A 19501-nucleotide genomic window follows, 5' to 3' on the forward strand; every position below is an offset into this window, starting at 1 on the left:
ACCCGCCTGGGGTGACCGACGCGCGCCTGACGCCGCCGAATCGGGCAATCTGGGCGCATGAGCCGGCAGACCAGCGCGTCGACCGCGCACCGAGCGCGACCATGAGCGTCGACGACTTCTTCCCGGCAGGCATCACGACCGCGCAGGTCGTCCTGGCGATCCTGTCATTCGTCGTGGGCTGGGTGGCCTCGCATTTCGCACGGACGGGCGTGCTGAAGCTCGCCCTGCGCACCCCGGGCATCACCGATTCGGTCGCGCACCTCGCCGCCCGGATCACGCAGTACATGCTGCTGCTCGTCGGGATCGGCATCGGCCTCGCCTTCCTCGGAGCGAACATCCAACCCCTGCTGGCCATGACTGCTATCGCCACGGTGGTGCTCGTCCTCGTCCTCAGAGGTGTGGCCGACAACTTCGCGGCCGGAGTGCTGATCCAGTCGCGTCAGTCCCTGCGGCTCGGCGAGGAGATCTGCGTCGACGGCCCGGATGGTCCGGTGCGAGGCGTCGTCGTCGAACTCACCGGACGTTCCGTCATCCTGAGTTCGTCCGACGGCCTGACCGTGCACGTTCCCAACGCCGGCCTGCTTTCCGCAGTCCTGATCAACGACTCCCGCCACGGATCCCGGCGGAGCATGATTCAGGTGCGGATCGCACGAACCTCGGCACACGATCTGAGCGACGTGATCACGCTGCTGACCGAGACCACCGCGAGCGTCGAAGGGGTGCACTCCCGCGAGCACGTCTCCGTGCTCGTGCAGTCGGTGTCGCCGAACCGGTGGATGCTCGCAGTGCGCTTCTGGCACCACCCGCTGCACCGTTCGTCCGTGGCCTCCGCTGCGGTGATTCGCCTGTCCGCAGCGCTGGAGAGCGCGGACCTCGACGCGGTGATCACCTCCGATCCCGGCGGCCCTCCCCTGGTCGCGGCGGATCCGCTCTAACTCACCGCGTCAGGTGCCGATACCGGGTCCTGCGCTGTCGACGTCGCTGCGTCTGCCGACGGGTCCACATCCATCTCCTTCGGCTCCGAGGGCCTGCGGAGCAGCTCAACCAGGACCGCGACGACGAGCAGACCGACACCGGCCCCGATGACCGATCCGAACGAGACGGGCCGAGAAGCGATCAGCAGCACCGTCACCACCACGACCGCGGCGATGAAGATCGGTCCCCGGAATCGGTCGATTCCCCGGCCGAAGGCACCCGTCGTGAGACCCCTGCGCTCTGCCGCACCTCGCACGGCGGAGAATCCGCTGTCGACGAGGCCTCTGAACCCGGCGGCCGCGCGACTCGATCCGGCGAGCCAGGCCCACATCGCCGCGAGCACGCCGATCAACGCGATCGCGGCGATCGTGCCGGCCAGCAGCGAGGTCAGCTGCTCGAACAGTGCGGTCGCGGCGGCGGCGGACATGATCTCCGGGCTCACTGCCCTGAGGAAGACGCCCCTGCCGATGCCCAACCCCGCCGACAGGAGGAGGAAGACGAGAGCGATCGCCGCGCTCGACCAGAGCACTGCCCGCGGTCGATCACGCATCAGCAGCACCCCTGCGACGACGAGTGCGACGACGAGCCACGGCAACCAGAAACCCCCGATGTCGGCGACCTGGTAGACCGTGCGCACCAGCGCCAGAGAGTCGGCCTGAGCGATCGGAATCGACCTGTCGATCTCGGGGATGACGTCGGCGAGACCGATCCCGCGTTCGGACATCGCCTGCTTGACACGTTCGATCACGACGCCGAGCTCGATCGTGACCGCCCCGTCGTCGCTGAGCTGCACCGCCGTCCCCGGGGCGTTCTGCAGGATCGCGGTAGCGCGGTCATGCGTGAACCGCAGTGACTGGGTCCAGATGTCTGCGAACTGCTCGGAACGCACCACATCGTGCACCACACCGTCGATCAGAGAGATCGCACCGTCAGCCGCGGGTCCCTCGAGAAGCGTGAGCGCCGTATCCGCGCGCGGCGGGAGCCCCAGCGACCGGATGCCGTCGAACACCTCTCCGACGACCGCGGAGACGTCGACCTGTTCGTCGATCGCCGCGCTCACCTGTTCGGCGACGAAGTCCTGCACATCTGGGTCGGAGGCGAGCGGCGCGAACGTCGCGACGAAGCTCTCGGTCTCGACGAGCTGCAGTCGCGCCCAGGTCCCCATCGCCGCGACGGGGGCGAGGACGACCGCAAGCACGAGGAGGACAGCACCGATGACGCTCCTGCCTCGGATCCGTCGTCTCTTCGGCGTGCGTAGTTCGTCGTTCTCGCGTTCGAGGGCGACCACACGTTCGCGCAGCGCATCCAGCTCACTCATTCGAGTTCCCTCCGTCTCGCATCGCTCAGCCGAACGCGGCGATGCCCTTTCCGATGATCACCACGCCCAGCACGATGAGGAGAACGGTCATGATGACCGCATTCTCGACCTGGAGCCAGTCGCGCAGTCTGCCCAACGGCGCTCTGAGCGAGTCCGCTGCGATGAGGAATCCCACCACCGGCACGAGCACCGTCGAGCCGGCGATCACCGTGTAGACGGCGATCACGACAGCCGCCGCCCCCACGTCGAGCGACGCACTCCCGAGGCTGACGCCCGCGCTCGCCCCGAGCAGCAGATTCTTGGGATTCAGCGCCGCAAGCAGGAGGCCGAGCCCGAGGGCAGCGACGAATGACATTCCGTCGATCTGACGCATCCACTTCGGCATCTCGACCGCTGACCCCGGCTTCGGCCTGCCACGCCACTGCCGCACGGCCATGAGCAGCATGAGCACACCGAGGGCGAGCTGCACGATGCCGAGGACGGGAGTGGCGCCGTCGTCCGACTGCTCCGGCAGGACCGATGAGAGGAAGGCGAACAGCACCGCCACGATCACGATGCCGCCGAGCCACCCGACGAGGAATCCGACGCCCGTCGACCGCGCTCGCGGCGACATCAGCATGAGTATCCCCGCGATCACGGGAAGCGGGCTGATCGCGATGCCGACGGCGAGCGGAAGAAGTTGCCCGATCACCTCACCCATCGCACTCCTCCTTCTCTCTCATCGACGGTTCCGCCGATCAGCTCAGCAGCTTCTGCTTCGCCGCAGCGAACTCGTCGTCCGACAGCACCCCGGAGTCGCGAAGCGATGCCAGCTGCTGCAGCTTGGCGATCATGTCGTCCCCTGCCGCCGGTGCGACGGGCGCCGGTGCCGGCGTCGCCGGCGCATACTGAGCCGCGGCAGCCTGCGCTGCCGCATCGATCTGCGCCTGCTGCTGCGCGGCCTCGTACTGCTCCTGCTCGCGCTGCCCTTCTGCCCTTCTCTGCTGATTGCGCATCGATGCCCCGGACACCGCGGATGCGGTGCCTGCGACGACTGCTGTTCTTGCGGCGAGTCCGATCAATCCCGGACGGCCGAATCTCCTCAGAGGCATGTCACTCTCCTTCCTGCTCGAGGATGTCCATCATGGCGTTGACCACGGGGGCGGGCACGCGGTCTGTCCGCAGCACCTCTCCCCCCGCTCGTGCGAGGCTCTCGGCGAGCGTCCGCGCGAAGGCGAGTTCGAGAACGACGATGGCGGCCGAGCTCCCCGGAGGCACGGCCTCGGCGAGCATCTCGATGTCCTCATCACCGGCCAGCCCGGCTGCGAGCGGCTCGAGTGCGTCGAGACCGGGAAGATCGCCGTCTTCGAGGTCGAAGATCTCGATCTCACCCTCATCGGATTTGGCCAGTACGACGATGTCGAGCAACCGCACCGTCCCTGTGCCGACGAGGTCGTCCAGTGCACCGAAGATGCTCGGGTCCGGATGCCTCCCCTCGAACCCGACGAGGTAGTACTCCACGGGTCCGTAGCGGAAATCATTCATCTCGTGTTCCTCTCTCTGACGGTGCGGGTTCGCGGAGCTGCTCGATCGCCGCACGATTCGTCTCGAAGACCCGCTGGCCCTCGAGGATTCCCAGTCTCTTCAGCCGCCCCTCAGCAGAGACGCGCAGACGACTGAACGAGACGGTGACGTCGCGGGATCGCATCGAGTCCATCAGGCTCTCGAAGGATTCCGCTGCGGTCACGTCAGCGTCGGTCACCGCCTCCATGTCGATGACGAGGTGTCGCACGGCCGCGGGTCCTGGTGCCTCGACGGCCGAGCGCACCGCGGTGGCGAAGGCGTCCGCGTTCGCGAAGAACAGGGGTGCTGCCATGCGCACGACGATGATCCCCGGCGCGGTCATCGCGCCGGGCTGCGCCGCGTCCAGGAGCGACGCCGCTGGACGGTCGTCGTCGGCGAGCACATCGATCGCCGGGCTCGAGGCGCGCCGTGCCAGGTTGATGAGTGCGAGCACGAAGGCGATGAGGATGCCGGGAATCGAACCGATGAAGAGCGTGACGAGGAAGCAGACCGCGCCGATGGCGAACTCGAACCGATCGATCCGCCACAGAGCGGCGAACTCCTTGATGCCCAGCAGCGGGAGGATCGCGACTCCGACGATCGCCCCGATCGCCGGCGACGGAATGTCCTCGAGAAGCCCGGTGCCGAAGAGCAGGAGCAGCAGCGTCCCGGCCGCGAGCACGAGCGAGGGCAGCTGCGTGCGCGAGCCGGACTGGTCCATCGCCGCGGTGCGACTCGTCGACGACCCGACGGCGAAGCTGCCCTGCGCGCCGGCGGCGACGTTCGCGACACCGAAGGCGAGGAGGTCGCGGTTCGGCGACGTGCGGTAATGCCGCTTCTCACCGTAGGAGCGGGAGACGAGCAGGCCCTCAGCCGTGGTCACCAGAGTCAGAGCCATCGCCGAAGGCACGAGCAGCAGCCATGTCTGCCAGTCGAGCATGGGCCAGGTGAGCGTGGGGGCGCCCGCCGGCACTTCGCCGAGCACGGCGACGCCGCGTTCGGCGAGGCCGGTGCCGAGCACCAGAACGGTCGCGGCCACCATGACGACGAGCGCCCAGGGCACGACGCTGAGCAGCCGGCGACCCAGGATCAGCACTGCGACGGACGCCACGGAGATCGCGAGGGACCACGGATTCGTAGTGCCGATACCGGTGACGAGGCCGGCGACCTTGTCGACGAACTCTCCTCCGGAGTCGATCGAGACGCCGAGCATCTTCGCGATCTGCGAGACGAGGATGTCGAGGGCGAGGCCTCCCACGAAGCCGACGAGGATCGGCTTCGAGAGGAAGTTGGCGAGGAAGCCCAGTTTGAACACCGCAAGAAGGACGAACATCACGCCGCAGATGATCGCCTGAGCGAGAGCCATGGTGGCGTAGTCTTCGGATCCGGCGGCCGCGAGCCCCCCGATCGAGGACGCGACGAGCGCTGCTGCAGCGGCATCCGGTGAGGCGACGACCTGCCGAGACGACACGACGAGCACGTAGACGATCGTCGGGATGACGAGGGCATACAGCCCGGCGGTCGGGGGCAGTCCCGCGATCTGCGCGTATCCGATGTTCAACGGGATCGCGATCGCGAGGAGGGTGACCCCGGCGAGCAACTCGCGCACGAGGTTATGCCGGGTGACGCCGACGAGCGGTCTCTGCACTGCGTCACCTCCGCACTCGCGCCCTCGATGCGGGGCGACGTGCCCATGGTGACAGCGGCGACGTGAGACTGTGGTCCCTCGCTCACCCCAAGGGGGTGAAGGGGCTGCTCACCCCAGCGGCGGCGTCGTCTCGCGGTCCTGACGCGGTATCCACACCTGGCGGACGATGATCAGGATCGACGCCGTGATCGGGATGGCGACGAGAGCTCCCAGCAGACCGAGAAGAGTCGCGCCGACCATCGCGCCGATGATCACGAGCACGCTCGGCACCGCCGCTGCGCGACCCATCACTCTCGGCGTGACGATGTACGCCTCGATCTGGATGTACACGAAGTACGCGACGACGAACACCAGGGCGGCCGTCGGGCTCACGAAGAGGGTGGCGACCCCGCCGATCACGATGAACACCAGCGACCCGATCATCGGCACGAGGGTGACGAAGAACGCCACGATGGCCAACACCACGGGCGCGGGTGACCCGACCGCGAGCTGAAGAACGAGCACCACGGCCGCATTGATGGCCGAGAGAGTCACGCCTCCGGCCACCACGCCGCCGACCGACGACGTCACCTCGTCGAGGAGGCGCGAGAAGCTCGCTCGTCGATAGGCCGGGACGAGCTGCGCCGCCGTCGCCTTGATGGTCTCCAGTGACGCGACGAAGTAGAGAGTGAGCACCGACACCATCACGAAGCTCGAGACGGCGCCGATGACGCCGAAACCCGCTTTGAGAACCCCGCCCGAGATCGTCAGGAACGACGACAGGGTCGTGAGCGACGAGAGCCCGTCAGCGATGACCGCCGACAGATCGACACCGAGGTTCTGCTCGAGGTCTCGATACCACTGGCTCTGCTGCATCGAATCGATCGTCTCCGGGGCGTTCACCACCACCGCTGCGAGCTGGCGAACGGTCGCCGGTACGACGAGGAGGAGGATTCCGACGACGAGGAGAAGAAATGCGACGGCGACGATGGCGACGCCGGCCGGCCGACTCACGCCTCGTCGTTCGAGTGCCCGCACCGCGGGGTCGAGGCCGAGGGCGAGGAAGGCACCCAGGAAGATCGACATCAACACCGTCGAGATCCCTGCGATCGTCGCCGCGAGCGCGAGCGCGAGGAGCACCCCGAGAGTCACGACGAAACCGGACCGAAGCGGATGAGCGGGCAGGACGCGCCATAGGTTCCCCCACCGCGAGGGAGGCGGCTGATCCGTCGATGGATCCAGCGAGCTCGTCTCGTCCATGAGGGGACTGTATCGAGCGACGTCGCGTGCCCCGGACGGCAGCTCGCCCCCTCAGGGTGAGGCGGCGGCGAATTCGACGATCCACGGTGCCACTATCGCCAGTGACAGAAACGCAACGAGAGGAGTCTGCTGTGTCCATATGGGATAGCTTCTGGGCCATCATCTGGTGGTTCTTCTGGGCTTTCGTATTCATCTCCTACCTGATGGTGCTCTTCAACATCGTCGCCGATCTCTTCCGCGACCACGCGATGAACGGATGGCTGAAAGCGCTGTGGATCATCTTCCTCATCTTCGTTCCCTTCCTCACCGCGCTGGTGTACCTGATCGCCCGCGGCCCGGGCATGGCCGAGCGGAACATCTCGACCATGCAGGCGCAGCAGCACGCGGCAGACAGCTACATCCGCAGCGTGGCCGGCAGCAGTCCGAGCGATGAGATCGATAAGGCAGCGAAGCTCCTGGCCTCCGGCACGATCACGGATGCCGAGTTCGCCGCCATCAAGGCCCGGGCCCTGGCCTGATGCCGAGGACTGGGGCGGACGGGCGAATGCCTCGCGAACTGGGGGCTGTGCAGATCCTCGTCGTGAGAATCGGGTCCGACCGCCCCACTCCTGCGCTGCTCGAGTCCTTGCTGCGGCAGGTCGAGGGCAGCACTCTTCACCTCCTGGACTTCTTCCTCGTGCATCGGCGCAGCGAGAGAGGCTACGACCTGACCGAGGTCGACGAGGCGGAATTCGCCCTCGCGGGGCTGTCGCTCCAGGTGCGCGGTCTCGTCGGCACCGACGACGCCCGTCGCATCGCGATGGAGCTTCCCCTCGGCGCCTGGGCGGCCGTCGTGCTGGTCGAGCCGATGTGGTTCGACCGGCTCGCCTCAGACCTCGCACGCCTCGGGCACCCTCTGATCGACACCTTCGCCGTATCTGCACCGCGGGCCAACGCCGTGTGGGATCGCGCTCGTCGCCGGTTGTGAGGAGCCTCGACGGCGAACGGACCCGCAGCGCGTTCACAACGTGGTGCGGACGGCCTCTCGCCGCGACGAGACTCCCAGTTTGCGGTAGATCGAGCGCTGGTGCGTCTTGACCGTGTTGATCGACAGCGACAGGGCACGTGCGATCTCGGGCAGGGTCCGAGAGGTCTGCAGCTGGCGGAACACGTCTTTCTCGCGACCCGACAGAGCCTCCGAGAGCGAACCGGCGGCGTCCGAGGCGAGGCAGCGGCCGATGAAGTCCTCGAACTCGGTGCCGTGGTGCACATGCTCGCTCAAGAGCCGACGCACGGCCGTCTCGCGGTGACCGAAGGGCAGACGCACGTTCTCGCCGGCCGCGACCGCGATCGCGGCCTCGCACAGGTCGTGCGCCTTGTCGTGGTCGCCCACGTGACGGCGCATCACGGCGGCCGTGATCAGGGTGGATGACTTGACGTACGACACCTCGGCGAAGATACGCATCGCCCGCAGCATCTCCAGTGCCGCCGAGTAGTCGCCTCCCCTCCGGAGCACTCCGGCGAGCGCGACTCCGATGATCGGCAGGTCGGGGATCGGCAGATGTCGCCGCGCGATCCGCAGCGCTCTTTCGCCGTTGCCCACGGCCTCCTCGAGCACGGCGATCGCAGATTCACGGAACACCGGCCAGGCGACGCCGTGCAGCATCTCGAGCGGGATCTCCTGGATGCCGATCGCCGCCCGCCGGCACGCGGCGGTGTCTGCCCCCTCAGCCGCGGAATACGCCAGCATCATGCGGGCGATCGCGGTGAACGACGGATCATGACCGCTGCTGAGCAGCACGGATTCGAACTGCCGCACGGCGTCGTCGGGCTCTCCCGCCCAGTACGAGACCAATCCTGCCGCCGCCGCGGTGCTGCCGCCCGCGTATCCGGTGCCGGACGGCAGAGCGGGGCCGGGCGCGGTGATCCGTGCGAGCGTGGACGTGGCGTCAGTGAAGCGCCCCGCCCACGTGTGTCCGAACGCGAGGTGTCCGAGCGCTCGCTTCCACAGACCCACGTCACCCGATGCCTCGATCTCCCTGGCCGCGGCCGAGAAGTACTCGGTGGGCAGGGTCGGGTTGGTGGGATAGCGGATCTCCGACCAGCCGATCAGGTAGTTGACCGCCGCCCGATCGCTCATGAGTGCGTCGGATGTCGTCAGGAGCGAGCGAAGAGTGGTGCTGGCCGCCATCGCGTGCTCGCGATCATCGGCGACGAAGAGCTGCGCGATCGCGAGCGTCGTCGAGCATCCTCCGCCCGCCCGCGAGTGCGCTGCCTCGGCGCGGTCGAGGAGCTGACGGGCGAGGTGGTGCTCGCCCAGCACGTCCGTCGCGCAGGCTCGTACCGCGAGGATCTCAGCGTCGTCCGGGAAGTCAGCCATCAGCACGGTCGAGACGCGTTCGACCTCTGCAGCGCACGCTCCCATGACGAGGCGCATCCACTGCCGCATGAAGGTGGTCCTCGCCTGCATCGGCTCGCCCGCACGCAGGGAGTGGGTGACCGACGCCAACGGATCGATGTTCTCCAGGAAGCGCGCAACTCGTCGGTGGCGTTCGGCGTATCGTGCCGGGTCCTTCCGCGCGATGTCGACGCACTGACGCGCGAACGACCCGTGCCAGCGGTAGACGACGCCCTGCGGGCTCTCGAACCGATCGAGGAAGAGCCCGAGTCTGACGCATTCGTCGAGCATCGATACGGCATCAGCACGCTCGGTGACGGCGGCAGCGAGCTCGGGGGTGAGCTCGTGGCAGATGGCCGCGTCGAGCACGAACTCCACGGTCCTTGGCGGCAGAGCGCTCAGCACGTGGTCGCGCACGTAGTCGCCCAGGAACGCCGACGCGGTCGCCGCGTCCGATGACGGGCGGGCGCCGCCGATCGTCACGAGCTTCACGGCGATCGGCCACCCGTGGGTCTCCTCCAGGATGCTCTCTGCGTCGAGCCCGGTGCCGCCTACCCCTCGGAGTCGGTCTATCTCGCGCGCGGTGAAGCGGAGGGTGTCGGAGCCGACGAACGCCCCTGGGTCCATCAGATGCTCGCGCGACAGGGTGATCTCGAGCAGGGTCGTGCCGACCAGCACGAGGTGCAGGTTGTCGGGCGGCTGTTCGGCCAGCATCCCCAGCAGACCGTCGCGCCAGTGCTCGCCGGCTCGCTGGGCGTCATCGACGACGAGATGCACGATCCCATCGACGGCGTCGAGACCGTCGCAGATCTCGGCGTAGGCGCGCAGCGGGTCGGCGAGACCACGGGTGAGCGCAAGAGGCCGACCGTCGCGCTCGCCGCCGACGATCAGAGCATCCACGACCCCCTGTGCCAGCACGCCATCGTCGGCATCCGCCGCGGTGAGCGCGAGCCAGGCGAGACCGTCATTGCCCGATGCCCACTCCGCGACCGCGGTGGTCTTGCCGTACCCGCTCGGCGCGCTCACGACGCTGAGGTGCCTTCCCGTCGACGCTTCGATCAGCGCGTCTGTCACACGCTCTCGGCGCACGCCCCCCGGTTGTCGCTCCGGCGGGCGGAATCGCACAGCGGGTATGGGACGAGTCTGGCGCGTGGGGGAGGCCATGCGCTCAACATAGCGACGACCGGAATATCGGGCAAGGGGTCTCTCTCAGTCATCATGTCGCCTGGTAGGAGCGCTCCCACGTCGGCGTTCGCGGTGGCACCTCACCCGCATGGGATGAGAGACGCACCATTCACGCCGCCTGCGGTGCACTCTGAGAGGAGCGCTTCGGATCGCGAGCAGGGAGATCCTCGATGACGGAGGAGGCGGGAATGGGCGAGCTGCTGATCACCCTCATCCCCGTCGCGCTCGGCGTCGTGCTGAGTCCGCTGGCGATCATGGCGCTCGTGGCTGTGCTGCTGTCTCGGCGCGCGAGCGCGAACGGCATCGCCTTCCTGATCGGCTGGGTCGTGGGTCTCGCCGGTCTACTCTTCCTGGCACTCTGGCTGTTCGGCGTCTTCGAGGTGCACGGGCTCCGCACACCTCCGCTGTGGGTGCCGATCCTCCGCCTGGTCATCGGCCTGTTCCTCGCGGGTGCCGCCGTGTGGGTGTATCGCAAGGGCACCGCGCGAGTGCGCCAGATGGCCGCCGCGTCGTCTCCGCAGCAGGTCGTCGCAGCGGCTCCACAGCTGCCGGGGTGGCTGCATGCGGTCGAGACCTTCCGACCTGTGCGCACCGGGTTCCTCGGTCTCGCGCTGTTCGTGCTCAACCCGGTCGATGCCTCATGCGCGATCATCGCCGCCCTCGACATCTCGTTGGCGCAGATCGGTGGTGATGCCGTCTGGGTCGCGCTGGCCTTCATCGTCGTCGGCACGCTGCCGATCGCCGTTCCGGTGATCTACGTCGCCGTCAAAGGCGAGAAGTCGCAGCCGTTGCTCGACGCCGCTCGGCGATGGGTGGCTGGCAACACCCACATCATGAACGCCGCACTGCTCCTGGTGATCGGCGCCCTCAAGCTGCAGAAGGCTCTCTCGGGGCTGTTGTGAGTCGGCTCGTCGGCAAGTCTCGACGTGCGACAGCGGGCAATTAGGTTGTGCACAATCTAATCGTGTGCAATGCTTGAAGAATGGCCGTGACCGATGAGATGGTGTGCTTCTCGCTGTACTCCGCCGCGCGCGCGACCACGCAGGCGTACAGAGCTCTTCTCGCACCGTGGGGCCTCACCTACCCGCAGTATCTCGTGCTCGCGATCCTCTGGATGGAGGGCGAGCAGACGATCGGCTCGCTGGGCGATGCGATGCAGCTCGACTCGGGCACCCTCTCCCCTCTCGTCCGACGCCTCGAGCAGGCGGGCTACGTGAGTCGAGCCCGCAGCTCGGCCGATGAGCGTGTCGTCACGGTCGTGCTGACCGAGTCGGGCACGGCGCTGCGCTCCGAGGTCGCGCCGGTCCACACCACGATCGCAGCCCTCGCCGGCATGCAGGACGACGACCAGCGTCACCGTCTGATCGCCGAGCTGCAGCAGCTCACCGAGCGGCTGCAGAAGACTGCGGCCACTCCCTCCGCGCGCGGACCGCGCGCCGACTGACCACAACCAGGAAGGAATCCACACCATGGACGCTCTCTACACCGCCGAAGCACTCGCCACCGGAGCCGGACGCGCCGGCCGCGTCGCCACGAGCGAAGGCAACCTCGAGCTCGACCTCGCCATCCCGAAGGAGATGGGCGGCAGCGGCGACGGGGCCAACCCCGAGCAGCTGTTCGCCGCCGGCTACGCCGCGTGCTTCCACTCGGCGCTGCAGTCCGTCGCCCGCACGCAGAAGGTGAAGATCACCGACTCGTCGGTCGGGGCCCGCGTGCAGATCGGATCCAACGGCGAGGGTGGTTTCGGACTCGCCGTGCAGCTCGAGGTCGTCATCCCCGACCTCCCTCACGAGCAGGCGCAGGCACTCGCGGACGCCGCACACAAGGTGTGCCCCTATTCGAACGCGACCCGCGGCAACATCGACGTCGAGATCACCGTCACCGACGACTGATCCACCCCGAACATCCCCCACGACCGATCCCACAAGGAGACACCATGCGCGCACTCACCCACGACACTTTCGGCGATCCCGAACAGGTGCTGACCGTCACCGAACGCCCCACCCCAGAGCCCGGCCCGGGTCAGGTTCGCCTGCGGATCGTCCTCTCCCCGATCCACAACCATGACCTGTGGACCATCCGCGGCACGTACGGCTTCAAGCCCGAGTTGCCGGCGGCATCCGGCACAGAGGCCCTCGGCATCGTCGACGCTCTCGGCGAGGGCGTCGACAGCCTGACCGTCGGCCAGCGTGTCGCCACGGGCGGCACTTTCGGCGCCTGGGCCGAGTACGTGGTCGCGAATGCCGCGGGGCTCATCCCGGTACCGGAGTCGCTCAGCGACGAGAGCGCGTCGCAGCTCGTCTCGATGCCGTTCAGCACCATCAGCCTGCTGCAGTTCCTGGGGGCCGAGAAGGGTGACTGGATCGTCCAGAACGCAGCGAACGGTGCGGTCGGACGCATGCTCGCCCAGCTCGGCGCTGCTCGTGGCGTGAACGTCATCGGCCTCGTGCGCCGCGCGGCCGGTGTCGACGAACTCCGCGAACAGGGCATCGAGAATGTCGTCTCCACCGAGAACGACGGCTGGCGCGAGCAGGTCGCCGAGATCACCGGCGGAGCGCACATCGCCTACGGGATCGACTCGGTCGGCGGATCGTCGGCGGGCGACGTGCTGTCGCTCCTCGGCGAAGGTGGAACCCTCGTCGCGTTCGGTGCCATGAACTCCCCCACGATGGAGATCGCGTCCGGCGACGTCATCTTCAAGCAGGCCACCGTCAAGGGCTTCTGGGGCAGCAAGGTCATCCAGACGATGGATGCCGCCACGCGCGGCGCCCTGTTCGGCGAGCTCATCCAGCGGGTCAGCGACGGCACCCTGACGCTGCCGGTGGCTGGCGTCTTCGACGCTGCAGACGCCGCGGACGCGGTGCGTGCGAGCAACACCGCGGGCCGCGTGGGCAAGGTCCTCTTGAAGTTCTGAACGTCCTGTGCGTGACCACCCCCGTCAGATTCGACCTCTGACGGGGGTGCGCTCGGCCCCGTCGCCGCCCTCCGGCATCGTCATCTCGGCGCGCACACCGAGAAGTCGCACTTCCCGGTCGTGATCGATCGTGGCACCGAGTGCGAGAGCCGCATCGACGACGTCAGAGCGCTCGGTCGTCGGTTCCGGCAGCTTGCGGCCGAAGGTCTTCGTCTCGAACGGGGCGTACCGCACCTTGAGGTGCACGCGGACCACCGGGCGTCCTTCGGCGGCGCAATCGTCGAAGGCCTGGCCTGCCAACTCGACCAGCGCCGACTGCACCTCCGCGGTCGTCGTGAGGTTCTCCTGAAAAGTCGTCTCCCGGCTGTGGCTGCGCGCCACCCAGGGGGTGCTGTCGACGACAGCAGGTCCGAGACCCGACCCCAGGCCGTGATACCAGACGCCCATCCGGGGTCCGAACTCCGCGATGAGCTGACCCTCGTCCGCGTCGGCGAGCTCCCGGACCGTCCTGATGTCATAGCCGGCGAGCCGCTTCTGCACCTTCGGCCCCACACCCCAGAGGCCCCGCGTGGGCTTGTCGCCCATCACCTCGAACCAGTTCTCGGCGGTGAGCCGGAACACACCGCGGGGCTTGCCGAACTCGGTGGCGATCTTGGCGCGCACCCTGTTGTCGCCGATGCCGACCGAGCAGTGCAGGCACGTCGACTCGAGCACCGCACTCTGAGCGATGCCTGCGATCCCCTCGGGGTCGTCCGTCGTGACACCGAGGAAGCATTCGTCCCAGCCGATGACCTCGAGCACCACCCCTGGCAGCGCGCGCAACGTCGACATCACCTCGGTCGATGCCGACTCGTAGGCTTCGTGGTCGACCGGCAGGAAGATCGCGTTGTCGGGGGCCTTGCGCGCCGCGACCTTCAGCGGCATCCCCGATCCGATGCCGAACTCGCGTGCTTCGTACGATGCCGTCGACACGACCGCTCGCTCCGTCGGGTCGCCCCTGCCGCCGACGATCACGGGAAGCCCCGCCAGCTCGGGTCTGCGCAGCACCTCGACCGCAGCGATGAACTGGTCCATGTCCACGTGCAGAACCCAGTCGCTCATGCATCGAGTGTGGCCCGTGTCACCCGGGAAGTCACCCTTCGAAGACGATCAGCGCACCGAGGTCAGCCGATCGAGACGCCGATCGACGTCGCGATCACGGCGAGCAGTGGCAGGGTGCCCTGCATCGCGGCCGCACGCACCTTCGTGCGGTCCGACAGCACGAGCACCAGCGCTGCGGCGAGCATCATTCCCGTGCCGGCGAAGACCAGAGTCAGCCCGACCGTCGTCAGGCCGATGATCACGAAGCCGACACCGAGCAGTGCGGTGAGCGCCAGGAACAGATTGTAGAAGCCCTGGTTGAAGGCGAGAGACTTCATGGTGATGGCATCCGCCTCGCTGGCGACGCCGAAGATCTTCCTCGTCTCGGGCTCGGTCCACTTGAGCGATTCGAGCGCGAAGATGAAGACGTGGAACGCGGCGGCGGCCGCGGCGAGGACGAGTCCGACGATGAGCATGACTCGATCGTATCGGCCCGCGGTCCGGTCAGATGAGGAAGATCGGCAGCAGCCCCGGATTGTGCGCGTGCACGAGCACGGCGAACACGACCGCATCGAACAGCAGGTGGACCGTCACGACGTATGCGAGCGAGTGCGTGCGCACGAAGATGAAGCCCTGCAGGAGGGCGAACGGGATCGTCAGCAGGGGGCCCCACTCGCGGTAGCCGAGCTCCCACAGGAAGGAGACGAACACGATCATCTGCAGCACGTTGGCGAGGACATCGGGAAAGTGCCGGCGCAGCAGTGCGAAGACGGTGCAGATGAAGAACAGCTCATCCCAGATGCCGACGGCTCCCACCCCGACGAAGAGTCGCGCGATGAGGTCCGGGGAGTCGACGACGGGCCAGTTCTGATAGACGCCGCTGGTGATGAAGTAGAACGGCAGGATCAGCCAGCCGAGCACGAGGACAGCGACGAGCCAGCCCCACTGCAGTCGCCCCCATCGCTGCCCTGTCCGCCAGGGGAAGCTGATCGCCCGGTCTCGGAAGACGAAGCGGGAGACGATGTACGGCACGGCGACTGCGCCACCGAGAGCCAGCGTGAATCGCAGCATCGCGAGGTTGTCGAGCTCCGCCGCCAGCGGGATGACGCTGACGATCAGCATCCCCAGTGCGATCAACGAGAGATCGCGGGTGAGCGACGGCTGACGGCTCACTCCGATCACGCGAGCGCTGTCACGCCGCGTGCCGACGCTCACCATCTGATCCGGCGACGAGGGCATGCGCCGTTCGACGAGCCAGGCCGCGCCGACGCCGAGCGCGAGCAACGCCCAGCCGAGCCAGGGGATCTGCACCACGAAGAACGCCGGTGCCGCGAGGCACACGAGCAGCGCAGGCACGACAGCGGGCCACGTCGTCGACGTGCGCTGAGCGTCGATCACGCGCGCGACTTCCGCCGATACACGAGATCGCGGATGTCGCGCCCCTTGGCGATGCCCTTGCGCTCGAAGGCCGTCATGACGCGTCCGTCGAACCGCTCCGCCCATTCGCCGTCGAAAGCACGCTCGAACAGCGGCTCTGCGTCCAGCACTTCACGCATCTGCAGCGCGTAGTCCTCCCAGTCGGTCGCGAGCCGGAGCAGACCTCCGTCTCGAAGCGCGCGGGCCGCGGTGTCGCCGAACCCCTGGCGGACGAGCCGCCGTTTGGTGTGCTTCTTCTTGTGCCACGGATCGGGGAAGAAGATCCAGACCTCCGCCGCGGCGGCCTCGGGAAGGTACGACGAGAGCACCTCTGGCGCATTCGCCTCGACGACGCGGATGTTGCGAGCGGCCTCGCGGTCGGCATCCAGCATCGTCCTGGCGAGCCCTGCGCGGAAGACCTCGACCGCGAGGAAGTCGTCGTTCGGGCGAGACGACGCCGCCGCGACGATCGCGTGCCCCTGTCCCGATCCGATCTCGACGAACAGATCGGCATCGCGTCCGTACTCGACGACCGGATCGAGGCGCGCCTCGGGGTGCACCGAGGTCCAGGCGACGTCGCGAGGGACGTCGAGCAGGTAGTGCGGGCCGAGCTCTTCGAACGCGCGCTCCTGCGCATCGGACATCCGGCCGCTGCGGCGCACGAACGATACCGGCTCGTCACGGAAGGTGCGTGGTTCGGGCATTCTTCCAGGGTAGTCGGCGGCGATCGACGCCACAGACACAGCGGATCAGGGCGCGGGCGCGGTCACGAAGTCGATCAGCTCCTCGACACGGCCGAGGAGCGCGGGCTCGAGGTCGCGATACGTGTGCACCTTCGACAGGATGTGCTGCCAGGCCCGACCGGTGTCGCCCTGCGTCTCGTAGGGCCAGCCGAACGCCCGGCAGATTCCGGTCTTCCAGTCGGTCCCTCGAGGGATCTCGGGCCATTTCGTGATGCCCAGAGCCTTGGGGGTGACGCACTGCCAGACGTCGACGAAGGGATGTCCGACGATCCGCACGTGCTTCCCGTGCGGACCTCGGGCCACGGCATCCGCGAGCCGGGACTCCTTCGAACCGGGCACGAGATGATCCACCAGAACCCCGTAGCGGCGTGATGCGCTGGGCGGCTCTGCGGCGAGCAGCTCATCGAGGAGATCGACTCCCTGCAGAAACTCGACGACCACGCCCTCGACCCGCAGGTCTGCGCCCCACACCTTCTCGACGAGCTCGGCGTCGTGCTTGCCCTCCACCAGGATGCGGCTGGGCAGCGCGACCTTGGCCCGCTGATCGGCGGCCACGAAGGAGCCGGATGCCGTGCGTCGGAGCCCCTGCTCCTTAGCCGCGGGAGGGGTGAGTCGCACCGGCGATCCGTCGATCAGGAACCCGCCACCGAGCGGGAAGAGTCGCTTGCGCCCGACCCGATCCTCGAGCTCGACATTGCCGCCCTGCACCCGCGTGACCGCTCCGCAGAATCCGTCCTGCGCGACCTCGACGACCAGATCGAGCTCGGCGGCGACCTGCGGCACCGGCTTCGCCGCGCGCTCCCGCCAACCAGCTGCGAGCACATCCGATCCGTACCTGTCGTCCATGCCATCCAGCGTATGTGTCTCCGCTGAGGGCGAACGGCTATCCCCGCTCGGAAGCTGTCGCGTGTCGGCCTCAGTGCATAGACTCGTGCCATGGGGCTCGGCTGCCGGTCGGAGGGAACACGATGAAGACACGGTGGCTGGCGCTGGCCGCACTGACCGCGGCAGCGGCCGCAGGGGTGTTCTCCGCCTCGGCCGCATCTGCGACCGATCCGGTCACGCTCGACTCGGGATACGTGACCGACGACGCGGACGCCCTCAGCGCCAGTGAAGAGGATGCCGTCGAGGCCCGGCTCCAGACGCTCAGCGACAACTCCTCTTCCGACCTCTTCGTCGTCCTCGTCGACGACTTCACCTCGCCGTCCGACAACGCCCAATGGGCCGACACCGTCGCAGAGAACAACAACCTGGGCTCTGAGCAGTATCTCCTCGCCATCGCGGTGGACGGACGCAGCTATTACATCTCGGCCGCGCCGGACGGCCCGCTCAGCGACAGCAAGCTCGACGAGGTGGAAGACAAGATCCAGGGTCTGGCCGCACAGGAGGACTGGGAGGGCATGATCGTCCTCGCCGCCGACGAGATCGAGGGCGACGGCGGGGCAGGCGCTCTGCGAGCCACGGTGATCGTGGTCGCGGTCATCGCGCTGGGCCTCATCGTGTGGCTCGGCATCGCGCTGGTCCGTCGCTCCCGTCGGAACGCCGAGATCCGCAGACGCGGGGCGATGCCGGAGAAGCCCGATCCGAACGACCCGTTCTCGACTCTCACCGACGAGCAGGTGCAGACGCAGGCGGGTGCTGCCCTCGTGCAGGCCGACGATGCGATCACCTCGAGCCGGGAGGAACTCGGCTTCGCCGTCGCTCAGTTCGGCGAAGCCGCCACCGCGGCGTTCACAGGGGCCGTCGAGACCGCCAAGGCCAAGATGTCGGAGGCTTTCGATCTCAAGCAGAAGCTCGACGACGAGATCGAGGACACCGTCCACGACCGGCGCGCCTGGCACATCCGCATCATCCAGATCTGCGAAGAGATCGACGACATCCTCGACGAGAACACCGAGGCGTTCGACGCCCTTCGCAAGCTCGAGCAGAACGCCCCGCAGGAGCTCGAACGAGTGAGGGGCGAGCGAGCAGCGCTCGCACCCGTCCTCGCCGGCGCGGCCTCCGCTCTCTCGGCTCTCGCCGACACCTACGACCCTGCGGCGCTGTCGACCGTCGCCGACAACCCGGCGCAGGCCCAGGAGCGCGCGCTGCTCGCAGACCGTTCCATCGAAGCCGCAGCAGAGGCTATCGCCGCGGGCAGATCCGGCGAGGCGGCCTTCGCGATCCGCACGGCCGAGCAGTCGGTAGCTCAGGCAGCTCAGCTGGCGCAGGCGATCACCGCACTCGGCGCCGAGCTGACGAACATCGAAACGCAGGCACAGGCCCTGGTGGCCGAGTTGCAGGCCGACATCGCCGCCGCGCAGCAGCTGCCTGACTCCGGCGGAGCGATCGCCTCGGTCGCTGCAGCGACCGTCCAGCAGCTCGAGCAGGCCCAGACCGGTCTCACTGGGGCCTCACGCAGCCCCCAGCGGGTGCTCGACGCCCTCTCCGCGGCGAACGCACAGATCGATGCCGCGATCGCGCAGGGCACGCAGGCCGTCGAGCGCGCCCGCCGAACGCAGCAGATGCTCGAGCAGACGCTGACCCAGGCCGGCTCCGAGATCCGCGCGACCCGCGAGTACATCGAGACGCGCCGCGGCACGGTCGGGTCGACCGCCCGAACTCGGCTGTCGCAGGCCGAAGCCTCCCTCACCCAGGCTCTCAACCTGCGCGCAACGGACCCCGACGCAGCGCTCACCGAAGCCGGCCGTTCGGTGGATCTCGTCCGTCAGGCCACGTCGTCTGCGCAGGCCGACGTCGAGGCGATGAACCCGAACCGGTACCAGAACAACGGCTGGGGCGGTGGGGGTGGCAGCATCTTCTCCGGCTCCGGCGGTTCCGGCCTCGGAGGGGACATCCTCGGCGGCATCATCGGCGGTCTGCTCTCCGGAGGCGGCGGCGGCGGTCGCTCCTCCCGCAGCAGCAGCTGGCGCTCCAGCGGAGGCGGCGGATTCCGCAGCTCCGGTTTCGGCGGCAGCCGCTCCAGCCGCTCCAGCGGCCGCAGCGGCCGTTCGGGAGGGCGACGCTTCTGAACCGCACACACATCGACCCCAGACATCGAGTCCGACCCTCTGAAAGGAACCAC

20 protein-coding genes are annotated in these 19501 nt (G+C 68.0%); 8 read left to right on the forward strand and 12 right to left on the reverse strand.

Annotated features, from left to right (window positions below):
- Positions 1-11 precede the first annotated feature (11 nt).
- Positions 12-935, forward strand: a complete 924-nt coding sequence (locus tag ACIOU8_RS04350) for a mechanosensitive ion channel family protein (RefSeq protein WP_400786184.1) — start codon at positions 12-14, stop codon at positions 933-935.
- Here ACIOU8_RS04350 and ACIOU8_RS04355 read toward each other — a convergent pair.
- The 6 genes from ACIOU8_RS04355 to ACIOU8_RS04380 all read right to left on the reverse strand — a co-directional run bounded on the left by ACIOU8_RS04355 (position 932) and on the right by ACIOU8_RS04380 (position 6722).
- On the reverse strand, positions 932-2293 hold the full coding sequence (locus ACIOU8_RS04355; RefSeq protein ID WP_400786187.1) for a hypothetical protein: 1362 nt from the start codon (positions 2291-2293) through the stop codon (positions 932-934). The two genes, ACIOU8_RS04350 and ACIOU8_RS04355, sit on opposite strands and share 4 nt — an antisense overlap.
- A 25-nt stretch (positions 2294-2318) precedes the next feature.
- Positions 2319-2993, reverse strand: a complete 675-nt coding sequence (locus ACIOU8_RS04360; protein ID WP_400786189.1) for a GAP family protein — start codon at positions 2991-2993, stop codon at positions 2319-2321.
- 37 nt (positions 2994-3030) lie between these two features.
- Positions 3031-3384: an SHOCT domain-containing protein gene (locus ACIOU8_RS04365; protein WP_400786191.1), complete on the reverse strand. Its 354-nt coding sequence runs from the start codon at positions 3382-3384 to the stop codon at positions 3031-3033.
- 1 nt (position 3385) lies between these two features.
- Positions 3386-3817 (reverse strand): DUF6325 family protein, encoded by a 432-nt coding sequence (locus ACIOU8_RS04370; RefSeq protein WP_400786194.1) that lies wholly within the window; start codon positions 3815-3817, stop codon positions 3386-3388.
- On the reverse strand, positions 3810-5483 hold the full coding sequence (locus ACIOU8_RS04375; protein WP_400786196.1) for a SulP family inorganic anion transporter: 1674 nt from the start codon (positions 5481-5483) through the stop codon (positions 3810-3812). Before ACIOU8_RS04375 ends, ACIOU8_RS04370 begins: the two co-directional genes overlap by 8 nt.
- A gap of 108 nt (positions 5484-5591) precedes the next feature.
- On the reverse strand, positions 5592-6722 hold the full coding sequence (locus tag ACIOU8_RS04380) for an AI-2E family transporter (protein WP_400786198.1): 1131 nt from the start codon (positions 6720-6722) through the stop codon (positions 5592-5594).
- 131 nt (positions 6723-6853) lie between these two features.
- Here ACIOU8_RS04380 and ACIOU8_RS04385 point away from each other — a divergent pair, with 131 nt between their 5' ends.
- Positions 6854-7240, forward strand: a complete 387-nt coding sequence (locus ACIOU8_RS04385; protein WP_400786200.1) for an SHOCT domain-containing protein — start codon at positions 6854-6856, stop codon at positions 7238-7240.
- Between the two features lie 26 nt (positions 7241-7266).
- Positions 7267-7689, forward strand: coding sequence for a DUF6325 family protein (locus ACIOU8_RS04390; protein ID WP_400786202.1), 423 nt, complete (start codon positions 7267-7269; stop codon positions 7687-7689).
- A gap of 33 nt (positions 7690-7722) precedes the next feature.
- On the opposite strand, the gene ACIOU8_RS04395 is transcribed toward ACIOU8_RS04390, so the two are convergent.
- On the reverse strand, positions 7723-10173 hold the full coding sequence (locus ACIOU8_RS04395) for a LuxR C-terminal-related transcriptional regulator (RefSeq protein ID WP_400786204.1): 2451 nt from the start codon (positions 10171-10173) through the stop codon (positions 7723-7725).
- Between the two features lie 299 nt (positions 10174-10472).
- Here ACIOU8_RS04395 and ACIOU8_RS04400 point away from each other — a divergent pair, with 299 nt between their 5' ends.
- From ACIOU8_RS04400 to ACIOU8_RS04415, 4 genes are all read left to right on the forward strand, one after another.
- Positions 10473-11186, forward strand: a complete 714-nt coding sequence (locus ACIOU8_RS04400; protein WP_400786206.1) for a GAP family protein — start codon at positions 10473-10475, stop codon at positions 11184-11186.
- Positions 11187-11266: 80 nt separating this feature from the next.
- On the forward strand, positions 11267-11728 hold the full coding sequence (locus ACIOU8_RS04405; protein WP_400786208.1) for a MarR family winged helix-turn-helix transcriptional regulator: 462 nt from the start codon (positions 11267-11269) through the stop codon (positions 11726-11728).
- A 25-nt stretch (positions 11729-11753) separates the two neighbouring features.
- On the forward strand, positions 11754-12176 hold the full coding sequence (locus tag ACIOU8_RS04410; protein ID WP_290160135.1) for an organic hydroperoxide resistance protein: 423 nt from the start codon (positions 11754-11756) through the stop codon (positions 12174-12176).
- Positions 12177-12220: 44 nt separating this feature from the next.
- On the forward strand, positions 12221-13198 hold the full coding sequence (locus tag ACIOU8_RS04415) for a zinc-binding dehydrogenase (RefSeq protein WP_400786211.1): 978 nt from the start codon (positions 12221-12223) through the stop codon (positions 13196-13198).
- Positions 13199-13222: 24 nt separating this feature from the next.
- On the opposite strand, the gene ACIOU8_RS04420 is transcribed toward ACIOU8_RS04415, so the two are convergent.
- From ACIOU8_RS04420 to ACIOU8_RS04440, 5 genes are all read right to left on the reverse strand, one after another.
- Positions 13223-14299, reverse strand: coding sequence for a DNA polymerase IV (locus tag ACIOU8_RS04420; protein WP_400786213.1), 1077 nt, complete (start codon positions 14297-14299; stop codon positions 13223-13225).
- A gap of 62 nt (positions 14300-14361) precedes the next feature.
- The gene (locus tag ACIOU8_RS04425; protein WP_400786215.1) at positions 14362-14754 is read right to left on the reverse strand and encodes a DUF1304 domain-containing protein; all 393 of its coding nucleotides are present in this window, start codon (positions 14752-14754) and stop codon (positions 14362-14364) included.
- A 28-nt stretch (positions 14755-14782) separates the two neighbouring features.
- Entirely contained in the window at positions 14783-15676 is an 894-nt protein-coding gene (locus ACIOU8_RS04430; protein WP_400786217.1) for a CPBP family intramembrane glutamic endopeptidase, read from the reverse strand.
- Positions 15673-16398, reverse strand: coding sequence for a tRNA (guanosine(46)-N7)-methyltransferase TrmB (gene trmB / locus ACIOU8_RS04435; RefSeq protein ID WP_400786220.1), 726 nt, complete (start codon positions 16396-16398; stop codon positions 15673-15675). Before trmB ends, ACIOU8_RS04430 begins: the two co-directional genes overlap by 4 nt.
- A 45-nt stretch (positions 16399-16443) precedes the next feature.
- The gene (locus ACIOU8_RS04440; protein ID WP_400786223.1) at positions 16444-17283 is read right to left on the reverse strand and encodes a DUF3097 domain-containing protein; all 840 of its coding nucleotides are present in this window, start codon (positions 17281-17283) and stop codon (positions 16444-16446) included.
- Positions 17284-17405: 122 nt separating this feature from the next.
- On the opposite strand from ACIOU8_RS04440, the gene ACIOU8_RS04445 reads away from it, so the two are divergent.
- A complete protein-coding gene (locus ACIOU8_RS04445) occupies positions 17406-19448 on the forward strand; it encodes a TPM domain-containing protein (protein WP_400786226.1) in 2043 nt (680 codons plus the stop codon).
- Positions 19449-19501 lie beyond the last annotated feature (53 nt).

The sequence above is a fragment of the Microbacterium sp. NPDC087589 genome, assembly GCF_044743635.1.
Taxonomy (GTDB): domain Bacteria; phylum Actinomycetota; class Actinomycetes; order Actinomycetales; family Microbacteriaceae; genus Microbacterium.